Below are 13,452 nucleotides of genomic sequence, written 5' to 3'. Positions count from 1 at the left end.
AATTATTCTTGGTAAACAGTAGCACCCCAGGCTTTTCAACTCATTATTGAGGATATCTATTGTATCACTTAAGTCAAGCACTGTCATGTTTTTAACAAATATATTTGTGTTCCCCTAACACAAAAAAAAATATGTATTTTTATTAAAAAAAGTAAAGAATTATAAATTTACGAGTAATGGAACCAGTATTAGGAGAAGATGGTCGCAGCATTAATAGCTATAAATTTAATCTAAGCAAATAAAAAACAAAGAGAGGGGGAATATTCTTGGTAATCGCCTTAATGATATCACTTGAGTGATGTCCGATTAAAAGAAAGGCTGATTAATTTCAGGGGCTGGGCGGTAAAAAATACCTCAGCATTAGGTACTAGATATAGTTTTAGTAAAGTTTTTGTGTAATAGGGTGTGATGAATACGATCGTAAAAAAACTCAGTAAAGTGTTGGTGGGATTAAGAACCCGTCATTTTTTGATAATCGATGCAATTTGTTTGGCGATTGCACCGTTATTGGCTCTGGCAATTCGTTTAGATGATACATTGACTCTGGCTCCCTATCTAAACAGTCTAGCGGTAGTTACAGTATTATTTGTAGCAGTCAAACTTACAGTATTTTATGCCGGCGGCTTCTACAGGCGTTACTGGCGGTATGCGGGTCTGGAAGAAATGGCACAAATAACGATGCTGATAGGTGTATGCCTAGCAGTGGAAATTATCTTGTTCCAACAACTATACCAGCTAAATAATTCGCCGATCGGCAATCTGCCGCGATCGCTGCCGCTACTAGACGCTATCATCAGCTTTTTATTAGTTGCGGCCATTCGTTTCAGCATTCCAGCTCTCGAAAGATGGAACCAAAAACCCTGGAAAGTTCAGCAACGCGAGCGCGTCCTGATAGTCGGTGCGGGCAGTGCAGGCACATCTCTGATGCAAACGATGCAGAGGAGTCCGGAGGTAGGACTCGATCCAATCGCTTTCGTTGACGACGACCCCAAAAAAATCAGCAAGCAGATTCGCAAACTAACTGTAGTCGGCAATCGTTATAACATTCCCGAAGTAGTGCGATCGCTAAATATCGACAAAGTTATGATTGCCATCCCCTCAGCTCCGGGAAAAGAGATTAGGGAGATCGTAGAAATTTGTCAGTCAATAGGAATTCCAACCAGCACCCTCCCCGGGCTCAATGAAATCATCAACGGTCGTGTCAGTTTAGGTAGCCTCAGAGAAGTGCAGATTGAGGACTTGCTCCGCCGCGCCCCCATCCAAACCGATACCCAGAAAGTCTTGCGATTGATTAGAGGCAAAAAAGTTCTAATTACCGGTGCCGGCGGCTCCATCGGCAGCGAACTCTGTCGGCAAATATTAAAGTGCGAGCCTGCGGAAATCATCATCGTCGGACACGGAGAAAATTCTGTATTCAACATTCAACAAGAACTAACAAAAGTCCTGTCAGAACTCAAAAAGACAAGCAAAACCCAAACAGATATTACTCGCCTGACAGCTTTCATCGCCGACATTCGTTTGCTGGAGCGCTTAGAGTACGTTTTTGAAAAATATAGACCCGATATCATTTTTCATGCGGCCGCTCACAAACACGTACCCATGATGGAATTAAACCCGCCCGAAGCGATTACTAACAATGTGCGGGGAACGAAAAATCTGCTGGCTCTGGCATTGAAATATAATGTGCAGCACTTTGTGATGATTTCCACCGACAAAGCCGTGAATCCAACTAGCATTATGGGAGCTAGCAAAAGAGTTGCCGAAATGCTGGTGCTGCAAGCAGCAAAAGAAAGCAAAAACCCCTTTGTAGTGGTTCGTTTCGGTAATGTTCTCGGCAGCAGGGGTAGTGTCGTACCTACTTTCCAGCGACAAATTGCTGAGGGCGGGCCGATCACAATTACCCATCCAGATATCACTCGCTATTTCATGACAATTCCCGAGGCTGTTCAACTGGTTTTGCAGGCAGCAGTAATCGGCAAGGGCGGGGAAGTTTTCATGCTCGAGATGGGAGAACCAGTCAGAATTTTTGATTTGGCAAAAGATTTGATTCGGCTCTCAGGATATGAAGTGGGCAAAGACATAGAAATCGCGTTTACAGGGCTGCGACCGGGAGAAAAATTGTTTGAAGAACTGTTTATACCCGGTGAGAAATACAACCGCACTAAACACAAAAAAATTCTCAGTTTGGGCAATGCCAGCCGCATAGTGAAAGAAAATATTAACCCGGAGGTAGAAGCTCTTTGTCAAGCGGGCGATCGCAACGATACCAATTTAATAGTCTCAATGTTACAGCAGTTAGTGCCTGAGTACATACCAGGATATTCAACAGCCAATTTGCACGCAAATACAGCCAAAGAAACAACCGCTCTGGCAAAGATTAGCAGTGCAGCATCTGTGCAGTTAGAGAATGATTTGCGGGTGGCTCTTGCCAATGAGGAGTTTCGGATTCACTATCAGCCGATCGTCTGCCTGGAAACCGATCGAATTAGTGGTTTTGAAGCACTGTTGCGCTGGCAGCACCCGAATCGAGGTTTGCTTTGGCCGGACGAATTCCTAACACTGGCAGAAGAAACGGGCTTGATTCTTCCTATTGGCGAGTGGGTACTGCGGCAAGCTTGCAGCCAGATGCGAATTTGGCAGTCGCAATTTGGTCTTGAGTCTCCTTTAACAGTCAGCGTGAATCTGACTAGCAAACAGTTTTTCCACCCTGACTTAATCGAGACGATTGCCAAAATATTGAAGGAAACACATCTCGATGCTCCGAGTTTGAGGTTAGAAATTCCTGAATATGTTGTGACGGAAAATTCCGAGTTGGCTGGGTCTGTTTTTGTCAAACTTAAAACTTTAGGGTTGCAAGTACAAATAGACCACTGCGGTCTTAGTGATGTATCATTAACTCAGCTCTACCAATTGACGCGACTTAAGTATGGGAAATTCGACAGTTTGAAGCTAGATTGTTCTTTAGTCAGCGGGCTGGATGCTAGCAACCCGAACTTAGAAGTTCTTCATAAAATTATTGCGATAACTCAGGATTTAGGTATGGGAATGATTGCCACAGGAGTAGAAACGAAGTGGCAAATAGCTCAGCTAAAATCTATGAAGTGCGTCTACGGACAGGGATACTTTTTCTCGAAGCCTGTAGAAGGCTCTAAGGTAGAAAAATTGATCGGGACTCTGGCTGTTAAAAGTTAATGGGGCATTTGTGAATAATAGTGAAAGGGGAAAAACACGATTGGGAATTCACTAATTAGCAAGCAGGTAGTTAGTAACTAATGCAACAGTTGAAACCACTAACATTGCGCCGTAATTTTTCATGGACTTTCACTGGCAACCTCGTTTATGCCGCTTCCCAGTGGGGGATGTTGGTGCTGCTTGCTAAGTTAGGCAGTCCTGAAATGGTGGGTCAATTTACCTTGGGTCTGGCGGTGACAGCGCCTGTGGTCATGTTTACTAATCTGCAACTGCGAGCTATCCAAGCGACGGATGCCAAAAGGGACTATGTTTTTAGCGATTATCTGGGTCTGAGGTTAATTGGAACTGGGTTAGCACTCTTGATAATTGCGGGAATTACGCTCAAAGCTGGATATCGCTGGGAGACTTCGCTGGTGATTTTGGCGATCGCACTGGCGAAGGCCTTCGAGTCGATCAGCGACGTGTTTTACGGACTGATTCAACAACACGAACGGATGGATCGAATTGCGATCGCCCTAATGATTAAAGGCCCTTTATCGCTGTTGCTTTTAGGCATCGGAGTTTCCCTGACTGGGAGTGTTGTAGGGGGAGCGATCGGATTAGCAGTTGCCTGGGGTTTAGTCCTATTCGGCTGGGATCTTGGCAATGGTAGATTAATTTTAAAGAATTCCTCGCACGGGAGAGAGGGACCAGATTTATTAGTTGCCGATGCTGAACCTGCAAACAGCGAAAATCCCTTGTATCCCCGCTGGGATGGAAAAATTTTGGGCAAGTTAGTTTGGCTGGCTTTACCTCTGGGTTTTGTGATGATGTTGATTTCGCTGAATACTAATATTCCTCGATACTTTATCGAGCGATATTTGGGCGAACGCGAACTGGGAATTTTCGCTGCCATGTCTTACCTGATGGTGGTTGGGCAGATGGTAGTGAGTGCGCTAGCGGAGTCTGCAAGTCCGCGACTGGCAAAATATTATGCAGCGGGAAATAGCACTGCTTTTCGCACACTTTTGCTCAAGCTGGTGGGGGTTGGCTTGATGTTAGGTGCGGGAGGCGTTTTTGTCGCGGTTGTTGCCGGCAAACCAATCTTAACTTTACTTTATAAACCGGAATATGCCGATCGAGCAGATTTGTTCCTATGGCTGATGGTGGCTGCGGGTATTTGGTACGTTTCTGCCTTTTTGGGTTACGGGATAACGGCAGCTAGGTACTTTCGGGTGCAAATGCCTTTGTTTGTTTTGGTAACGGGAAGTTCTGCGATCGCTTGTCTGTGGTTAATTCCAATTATGGGACTTCGAGGGGCGGCGATCGCCCTGATCGTTACTGCAATTGTTCAAGCAGTTTTTAGTTTTGCAGTCATTGTTTATGCACTATACAGACTCAACAGATATCAAGGAACAAAATCAAACATTGACTAAGCAGCGTCCAATCCGTATTCTTCATGTCGTCGGCGGCATGAATCGGGGCGGCATAGAAACTTGGCTGATGCACGTTTTGCGAAATATCGATCGCGATCGCTTCCAGATGGACTTTGTAGTTCACACTGAGAAACCCTGTCCTTACGACGAGGAAGTGCGGGATCTCGGTAGCAAAATTATCCCGTGCCTCGATCCTTCAAAACCTTGGCTTTACGGTAACAACTTTAAACGAATTTTACGCGAATACGGGCCCTATGACATTGTTCACAGCCATGTCCACCACTTCAGCGGTTACGTTCTTTGGTTAGCAAAACAAGCCGGAATAGCTGTCCGCATTGCCCAAAGCCATAACGATACCTCCTCCGTTCAGGCAAAAGCAGGATGGTATCGGCGTTTGTATCTCGCGTTAACAGAATGGTGGGTCGATCGCTACGCAACAGTTGGTTTAGGAGTTAGCTACAAGGCAGCGGCCTCTCTATTCGGTTCAGCATGGTCAACAGATCCGCGCAGGCAAATTCTTTACTATGGCATCGATCTAACTCCGTTCCACTCTCCTGTCAATTCGGTTGCTATTCGGACTGAATTGGGTTTACCTGCGGATGCTTTTGCGATCGGTCATGCAGGCAGATTTATCGAACAAAAAAACCATCTGTTTCTATTGGAAATTGTGGCGGAAGTTGCCAAACGAGAACCAAAAATGCGCCTGTTACTGATAGGAGACGGTTCGCTGCGCCCAGAAATAGAACAGAAAGTTATTCAGCTTGGTTTGACAGACCGTATTATTTTCGCAGGTGTCCGACCTGACGTACCCCAATTAATGCTAGGTGCTATGGATGTATTCCTTTTGCCATCCTTTCACGAAGGGTTGCCGTTAGTATTGCTAGAAGCACAAGCGGCTGGACTTCCCTGTATTTTCTCCGATGTCATTACCGAGGAAGTCGATATTGTCAAGCCTCTGGTGCGGCGAATTTCCTTGTCGCGATCGGCATCGGATTGGGCCGAGGCAGTTTTGGCAGCACGAGGCGATACATCGGCCATTAGCCAATCGGATGCCCTAGGGATTTTAGAAAAGAGTTCTTTCAGTATTGAGATGAGTGTAAAAGAGCTAACAAAAGTCTATCAGGCTAACTTTCCTAGCTGCTAGCGCCAGTCATTTCTCCTAATTTCCTTTTATGTTAGACGTGCTGTTCTGGTTGAGTTTTTTCTATTGGACGGTGCTACCATCGACCCAAACTCCGTGGTTTGAAATTGAATCGATACCTGTTAACGGCAAAGACATACTTCTTGTGGTAGTCGCTTGCATATTCTTGTTCTGGCAAAGGAGGAAAAAAACCTCAAGTACCACCTTACCCAGACGGGAACATCTAATCGCTACCTTCCTCGAACCTTGGCATTATCACTTGCCGATTTTGACAGTTAGCCTGATATTTTACGCTACGCTATCCCTTCAAGATAGCCGCATCGACCCGCGCGATGCTAAGGGAATGATCTGTACCCTGATCTTGACAGCATCCAGCTTTTTGCTTGGCTATAATGCGATCGCAAAAAGACCGGCTGCATCTGTACGGCTATTTCTCTGGCGGCTTACAGTTGGTTTAGCTGGAGTAGGGCTGTTATACACAGTTGCATCTTTATCATCTTTCCAGTTTGCAGGTGTAAGAAGCGCGCTAATTAACGACCCGACAGTGCGGGTACAAGGCCCGCTGTTTGGGTCAGATGATGGATATTTTGTGCTAATACCAGCGCTGGCATTTGCGATTCAAGAGCTGATTCAAACTCCTACCCAACGTTTATTTAAGCTTACCATTATTTTTATTTTAATGCTGACTCTAATCGGTCTTGGGTCGCGGGGCGCAATACTCATTATTGGTGTATTTCTTTGTTTGACTATTTTATTTAATAAAAACAAGAAAATTGCTGCTCTTGCTGCTCTGGGAGTAATTGTTTTCGTAATGATAGCAGCAGCAATAGTCTTTGCAACATCAAATACTGGCGATCGCTTGCAGTCCTTGGAAGACTCATCTCGTTCAGATACATATTTAACATCTTTTAAGATTATTGGCAATCGGACTACTGAATTGAATATTTTGGGGTCGGGTTATGGCTCTTATTGGGATTGGTATATTCTAGATATTGAGGATGGTTCAGATGCAGAGGGAGGAAGAACTTTTAAGATAATACGAACTTCCTTCGGACCGATGTTATATCACCCTCACTCAACTTTTTTGCTACTAATTGTCGAGCTAGGAATGGCTGGTTTTCTATATTTTGTGTTTTTGTGGACTGTTTATGCTCGTCTCCTGCTTCGCGATTCAAGAAAATTGGAATTTCCAATCTTGGGCTGCGGTATCCTTGCTTCAGGATTTTCACTATTTATGAATTTTTTCATTTTTAGGCTGCAAATGCTCACTTGTCTGTGGTGGATTTTCCTATTCGGTGCTTTAGCCTTGAGTTCAAGTGCGAGTTCGTCTAGAACACAAAATACTATGCTTCACCAGGAAGGAGCGCAGTTTGCAAGACACGCTGACAGAATTTAAACAAGTAGCAAGACGATAGCAGAGGAACTCAACAAATGAGTAGTAATAACCGAAAAAGAACGAATAAGTTTCCCGGTCAAATAAATAGAATATTATCGGTTTTATTGATTTCAGTTATTTTCTATTTTGGTTCGTGCAGTAGTTCTGATGTCAGCTTATCCTGTGCAGATCGTATCCCCGTTCTTCCTGCTACTATTCCTAGAGTTGAGGTGCGTGCTGACGGTACTGCTATGGTTAATGGCAAGCCATTCTTTCCCTTTGGTTTTTATCACGTTTCCTGGCAATCTACTGCGGACGTTCGCATTAACGACTTGCGCGAAATTGCGGCGGCTGGATTTAATATAATTCACCCTTCTTTTAAAAGGTTTGAAAAGTTTGAAGAATATGAAAAATTTCTCGATGAGGCTGAGCGAATCGGTATTTACGCCCTGACTGAATTTGAGTTAGTACCAACGGTCGATCCTATTCAAGTTGTTAATAAATTCAAGAATAAATCAGCAATTTTTGGTTGGAGTATTGCTGATGATGTCGATAGTAATAAAGATGGATTTACTGTGAATCAGATTTTAGATTTACATTGTAAGTTTAAAACTGCCGACCCCGCTCACATAACCTATATTAGCGGTAGCAAAGAAAATAAAATTTCTAATTTTATTAATACTGCTGATGCAGTTGGAGTTCAAGCTTATCCTGTGGGATTAAATCAACCATTGAATTGGGTGAAATATATGATTTCTCTGGCTCGCGATGCGGCTCCTAAAAATCGTTTGATTATTGGAAACTTGCAGTCATTTAAATGGTACGATGAAGCGGCGGAAGTCCCAACTTTTGATGAGGTACGTAATATGACATATCAGGCAATTTTGGCGGGTGCGAAAGGAATTATTTACTACACTTATTACGATCGAGAGTGGAGTTTGCAGGAACATCCTGATTTATGGAGGGGAATGAAATCTTTAGTACCAGAAATGCAAGCAATTAGCTCGTTCTTACTAGAAGGAGATTTCAAAACTATTGAGACGGGTGCGAAAAACATCTTAGCTGGAATTTGGGTGCATCAAAACCAAAATTTAGCTGTTTTCATCAATACTTCATACGATCGCACTCCTAAAGTCGCGATTAAACTTCCAGGAAATGTGAGAGAACTACAACCTATGTTTTCAGGTCACGATTCTGGTATGAGCTTCAAAAACGGTCAAATCAGTGGTTTCCTCAATCCCTTAGAGGTTCGCGTTTATAGTCTGAGAAGCTGATTCATGAATGTTGTTTTTGGTTGAGAACATCGATTCATCGCACCCCCGACGGACAGGTACGGTTTTAAGGATTACTTTTGTGACGCAGGTAACAGGCATCCAATCACTTTTGCTGGATTTCCCGCTACGATAGTGTGATCCTGAACATCTTTGGTAACAACAGCACCTGCTCCAATTACTGAACCCCGCCCTACATATCGAACTTGTGGGAGGACAATTGCTCTGTAGCCTATCCAAGCACCTTGACCAATAACCTTTGTACCTGGAGAATAAATTTCACCTGCTCTGTTTTCAGGGTCATTATAATCATGAGTATTACCGAGCAGACATACATAATCTGCTAGAGTCACAGCATTTTCTATGACTACGTTCATTCCAATGTCACAGTATTTTCCAATAAAAACTTTGTTTCCGATCTTAACATTTTCATTGATTTGAGTGTGCCAACGAATAGTGACCCAATTTCCGATATCTACAGTTCTTATACTGAGAAATCTAACTTCATGCTCTATAGTGATTGGAAAACCGCAGGAACGCAAAAACAACTTCACGAGCAAGCCGCGAAAAATACCAATCACCTTTGCTAGTGCGATCTTTTTCTTAAATACAGACATCTTGACCATTGCTACTCTTTCCTAAATCTTCTCAACAATCAATATAAATATAACTGATGTTACGCTCTATTATCAAAATTCACCACCTTGACAGGGCTGGCTTCTTTGATGACACCCTCTGTGACGCTCTAATAGTTATAATTTTTACATAATCCTCAATCCCGATCCCAATTGGTGAACCTATCAACGACATTCCGTTGAACAATATGGTCGTCGATGACCGTATTGTATTTCTATTGCCATTGTTGCTTCATTAATAGTCCTGGACGCACGGTCGGTAAGAAACCGGGTGTTTATTGCGAAAATACTGCATCCCGACCTGGAAAACTGGTAAAAACCCGGTTTATTTGGTATTTATGCGTCCAGGACTAATTAAATAAATTTTTGTAAAATTTAGATAAATAACTTAGCTTGAGATACAGGGTATGGTATAAAAATTATGTCATTACTTAATTAAAAAATATTGACCGCCAAAAAACTCACCAAAGTTAATTTATTTTTATGAACAAATAAATTTTAGGGGTTGTCAATTTATGAATGTTGTTGTTGCTCTCGAACATCGATTCGATCGCACTCCCGACGGAAAGGTGTGGACGCAGGTAGCGTTTCCACATTCCTTCTGGATGCGTTATTTGGAAGTTTTCGATCGCGTGCGCGTGGTGGCGAGGGTTCGAGAAGTTGCTTCAGTTTCTGGCGACTGCAAACGCGCAGACGGCGAAGGGGTTTCCTTCGCAGCCATACCGTACTACATCGGCCCTTGGCAGTACCTCCAGAAAGTCTCGCAAGTCCAGCGTGCCGCCAGAAATGCAGTGGCAGCAAACGATGCGGTGATTCTGCGGGTTAGCTCGCAGATAGCTTCTTGCATTCAACCGATGTTAAGCAAGAGAAATCATCCGTATGCCGTAGAAGTCGTAGCCGACCCCTATGATGTCTTCGCGCCCGGTGCAGTTAAACATCCCTTGCGCCCGTTCTTCCGCTGGTGGTTTCCACGCAAGTTGAGGCATCAATGCGCTGGGGCTTGTGCTGCTGCTTACGTTACAGAAGGAGCCCTGCAACGCCGATACCCTTGTAGGTCTGGGGCGTTTTCCACCCACTATTCCAGTGTGGAATTGCCAACTTCGGCTTTTGCTGCTGCACCCCGTTTTGACGATCGCGACAAGCAATCTTTCACCCTGGTTACTGTCGGCACCCTGGCTCAACTCTATAAAGCCCCAGATGTCCTAATTGATGCTGTAGCTACCTGCGTGCAGTCGGGATTAAACCTGAAGTTGGTTTTGGTAGGAGATGGCAAACATCGGTCAGAATTGGAGGCGCGAGCCCAGGCCCGCGGTATAGCAGATCGGGTTTGTTTTCTCGGCCAATTAACTGCTGGCGATGCTGTACGCGCCCAGTTGGACAAAGCAGAGCTTTTCCTCCTGCCTTCCCGCCAGGAAGGCTTACCCAGAGCGATGATCGAAGCGATGGCCCGATCGCTCCCGTGCATCGGCTCTACGGTAGGTGGCATTCCCGAACTGCTGGCGGCCGAAGATCTTGTACCGCCCGGCGATGCGACTGCTTTGGCTCATAAAATTCGCGAAGTGGTGACCGATCCAGAACGCATGAGTCGGATGTCGGCCCGCAACCTGGAGAAAGCCAAAGAGTATCGAGATGAAGTGCTGCGGGAAAGGCGGAATCAACTTTACCGCTTCGTGCGAGAGCAAACAGAAGTTTGGTTGAGAGAAAAAAAATGAACAAACTATTGATAGTAACGACGATCGCACCAACTCTCCGCGCTTTCTTCGCACCCATTGCCCGCCACTTGCGCGAGATCGGTTGGGAGGTAGACGGGATGGCCAAAGGAGTTTCGACTTGTCCTGAATGCTTGCAGGCATTCGATCGCACCTGGGAAATCGACTGGTCCCGAAACCCCGCTGCGCCGCAAAATCTGCTGGTTGCGCCGCAGCAAATCCGAGAAGTGCTAGCACAGCAAGCCTATAACCTGGTAAATGTTTCCACCCCCGTGGCGGCCTTTGTCAGTCGGTATGTTCTCAATGATTGGAGAAAGCAGGGAAAACTCAAGGTGATCTATACGGCCCAAGGTTTTCACTTCTACAAAGGAGGTTCACCGCTCAAAAATGCAATTTTTCTAGGGCTAGAAAAGCTTGCCGGGCCTTGGACTGATTGCCTAGTGGTTGTGAACCGCGAGGATGAGGAAGCGGCCAAGCGCTGGCTGGTTCCGGCTGAACGAGTCCGTTACATACCGGGAACTGGGTTGAATGTCGATCGCTACAACCCATTGGAAATTCCTGAAGCAGAAATACGGAGAGTCCGCCAAGAATTGGGATTATCACCGGATGCGCCGCTGTTTTTGTCGGTTGCTGAATTGATTCCCCGCAAGCGCCCCCACGACGTTTTAAAGGCTTTCGCTCGCTTGGGAAGACCGGAGGCACACTTAGCCTTTGCTGGCGAGGGAGAAATCAAGGAGATGCAGCAGTTGGCATCTGACCTAGGAGTGGAAAATCAGGTGCATTTGTTGGGGTTTCGTCGGGACATTCCTGTTTTGATGCGGGCCTCAGCAGCAACAGTCCTGGCTTCAGAGCAAGAGGGGCTTCCCAATTGTGTCATGGAGTCGCTGTGCCTGGAAGTTCCGGCGATCGGCACAGATATTCGCGGCACTCGCGACTTGCTCGAAGGAGGTTGCGGCCTTCTTGTCAAGTTGGGAGATATCGACGGGTTGGCTGAGGCTATGGCTTGGGTGCTCGATCGCCCGATCGCAGCTCGCGAAATGGCACAGCGCGGTAGTAAAAGCATACTTGCTTACGAACTTCAGAACATCCTGAAGCAATACGAGGCTTTGTACGCTGAAATCAACAATCAACAATCAACAATCAACAATCAACAATTAACCAATGAGTAATATAGTTACAGGCGCGGCAGGTTTTATCGGCTCTCATTTAGTAGAAACTCTGTTAAAGCAAGGTGAGAAAGTTATCGGCATTGATGAAGTCAACGATTATTACGATCCAGAATTGAAGAGAAAAAATCTCGCTCATTTTGCCAAACATCCAAATTTTCAACTGATCGAAGACAATATTTTATCTTTGGATTGGCGATCGCTCTTAGCTAATACAGAAGTCATTTATCACCAAGCAGCGCAAGCAGGCGTGCGCGCTAGTTGGGGAGAAGGTTTCTGCAGCTACACCGATCGCAACATCAATGCAACTCAGGTACTCTTAGAAGCAGCAAAAGATGCACCGCAACTGAAAAGATTTGTACTAGCTTCTTCTTCTTCTGTGTACGGCAATGCTGAAACTTTCCCTACCCGCGAAACTGCCTGTCCTCAACCAGTTTCTCCCTACGGAATTACTAAGTTGGCCGCTGAACGTTTGTGTTCGCTTTATTATCACAATTTCGGCGTTCCGGCAACCATGTTGCGCTATTTCACCGTTTACGGGCCTCGCCAGCGTCCCGATATGGCATTCCACATATTTTTTAAATCAATTTTGCGCGGCGAAGCGATTTCAATTTACGGAGACGGACAGCAAACCCGAGACTTTACGTTTATCAGCGATTGCATTGCTGCTAATGTAGCTGCTGCTAAAGTTCCAGAAGCTGCGGGCGAAATTTTCAATATAGGAGGGGGAAGTCGAGTTGCTTTAGCAGAAGTTATTCACACAATGGAACACATTGTCGATCGCCCGATTCGCATCAATTACCTACAATCGAGTAAAGGAGATGCGCGGGATACTAGCGCTGACGTATCCAAAGCTCAGAAAATATTGGGATATCAGGCACAGGTTTCTTTGAGGGAAGGATTGAGGCAAGAATGGGAATGGGTTCAGTCTTTGTATGGTTAGGGCCGACTTAACCTACTTGACAGATGCAGCTACCGGAAGCGATTCAACCGAACATGAGATCGATTTTTTTTGACATGAAAAATGAGTATTCAAGTAATTGGTTTATCAGACTCTTTGTGGTTAGAGACTATGCAAAAACTTCGCTACGATATTTATCCTTTGCCTGAATACTTATATGTGAAGTCTATTAGGAACAACGCCCTAGCAGAAGCTAGGCATTGCATAATTTTGGGATGAATCTTGTGGTGTTCCCCTCAGATTACGCCCAAAAAATAAGGGTTTTCAGCTTTGATAAAATTCAAAATCATCCCGCAAATATGCAACGCCCAATTTTTTAAGTTTCTGTAATAATACTGCGGACAGTTTTTGATTGCTAATTGTAGAATAAGGGTTTCAAGGATCTGCGGCAAGTTCGCTAACAACGGAAAATCGAGGGTTTCAGACGCTCGATCTAAAAACAGTCCGAACTATTGCCATTGGTGACAAGTTAAGACTTAATTGCATTTGTCAATCAGTAATATTACTCAAAAAAACTGCTGTTTTAGGAGTGGAAAATTTACGATTTGAGAGGGAGTAGGTATAAGTATCACCCTCGGCACGATCGC

The 13,452-nt window shown here is 44.8% G+C and carries 10 protein-coding genes; 9 read left to right on the top strand and 1 reads right to left on the bottom strand.

Annotation, left to right across the window (positions count from 1 at the left end; genetic code table 11):
* Positions 1-408 precede the first annotated feature (408 nt).
* The 5 genes from QUA80_RS13925 (at position 409) to QUA80_RS13905 (ending at position 8,397) form a co-directional block, all read left to right on the top strand.
* Complete coding sequence (locus QUA80_RS13925) at positions 409-3,192, top strand: polysaccharide biosynthesis protein (RefSeq protein WP_333425365.1); 2,784 nt, start codon at positions 409-411, stop codon at positions 3,190-3,192.
* A gap of 80 nt (positions 3,193-3,272) precedes the next feature.
* Complete coding sequence (locus QUA80_RS13920) at positions 3,273-4,607, top strand: oligosaccharide flippase family protein (protein ID WP_333425363.1); 1,335 nt, start codon at positions 3,273-3,275, stop codon at positions 4,605-4,607.
* Positions 4,555-5,751, top strand: coding sequence for a glycosyltransferase family 1 protein (locus tag QUA80_RS13915; protein ID WP_333425361.1), 1,197 nt, complete (start codon positions 4,555-4,557; stop codon positions 5,749-5,751). The genes QUA80_RS13920 and QUA80_RS13915 overlap by 53 nt, the downstream gene beginning before the upstream one ends.
* A 28-nt stretch (positions 5,752-5,779) precedes the next feature.
* Entirely contained in the window at positions 5,780-7,144 is a 1,365-nt protein-coding gene (locus tag QUA80_RS13910; RefSeq protein WP_333425359.1) for a hypothetical protein, read from the top strand.
* A 35-nt stretch (positions 7,145-7,179) separates the two neighbouring features.
* Complete coding sequence (locus tag QUA80_RS13905) at positions 7,180-8,397, top strand: hypothetical protein (RefSeq protein WP_333425357.1); 1,218 nt, start codon at positions 7,180-7,182, stop codon at positions 8,395-8,397.
* A gap of 71 nt (positions 8,398-8,468) precedes the next feature.
* Here QUA80_RS13905 and QUA80_RS13900 read toward each other — a convergent pair whose 3' ends face one another.
* Positions 8,469-9,020, bottom strand: coding sequence for an acyltransferase (locus tag QUA80_RS13900; protein ID WP_333425355.1), 552 nt, complete (start codon positions 9,018-9,020; stop codon positions 8,469-8,471).
* Between the two features lie 524 nt (positions 9,021-9,544).
* Between QUA80_RS13900 and QUA80_RS13895 the strand changes: the two genes are divergently transcribed.
* The 4 genes from QUA80_RS13895 to QUA80_RS13880 all read left to right on the top strand — a co-directional run bounded on the left by QUA80_RS13895 (position 9,545) and on the right by QUA80_RS13880 (position 13,084).
* Entirely contained in the window at positions 9,545-10,741 is a 1,197-nt protein-coding gene (locus QUA80_RS13895) for a glycosyltransferase family 4 protein (protein WP_333425353.1), read from the top strand.
* A complete protein-coding gene (locus tag QUA80_RS13890) occupies positions 10,738-11,907 on the top strand; it encodes a glycosyltransferase (protein WP_333425351.1) in 1,170 nt (389 codons plus the stop codon). The genes QUA80_RS13895 and QUA80_RS13890 overlap by 4 nt, the downstream gene beginning before the upstream one ends.
* Positions 11,900-12,847 (top strand): GDP-mannose 4,6-dehydratase, encoded by a 948-nt coding sequence (locus tag QUA80_RS13885; protein ID WP_333425349.1) that lies wholly within the window; start codon positions 11,900-11,902, stop codon positions 12,845-12,847. The genes QUA80_RS13890 and QUA80_RS13885 overlap by 8 nt, the downstream gene beginning before the upstream one ends.
* An 81-nt stretch (positions 12,848-12,928) precedes the next feature.
* A complete protein-coding gene (locus QUA80_RS13880; protein ID WP_333425347.1) occupies positions 12,929-13,084 on the top strand; it encodes a hypothetical protein in 156 nt (51 codons plus the stop codon).
* Positions 13,085-13,452: the final 368 nt, after the last annotated feature.

The sequence above is a fragment of the Microcoleus sp. F4-D5 genome (assembly GCF_036704885.1).
Lineage (GTDB): Bacteria > Cyanobacteriota > Cyanobacteriia > Cyanobacteriales > Microcoleaceae > Microcoleus.
The sequence above is the reverse complement of the archived record's forward strand: the minus strand, read 5'-3'. Positions and strand labels throughout refer to the sequence as shown.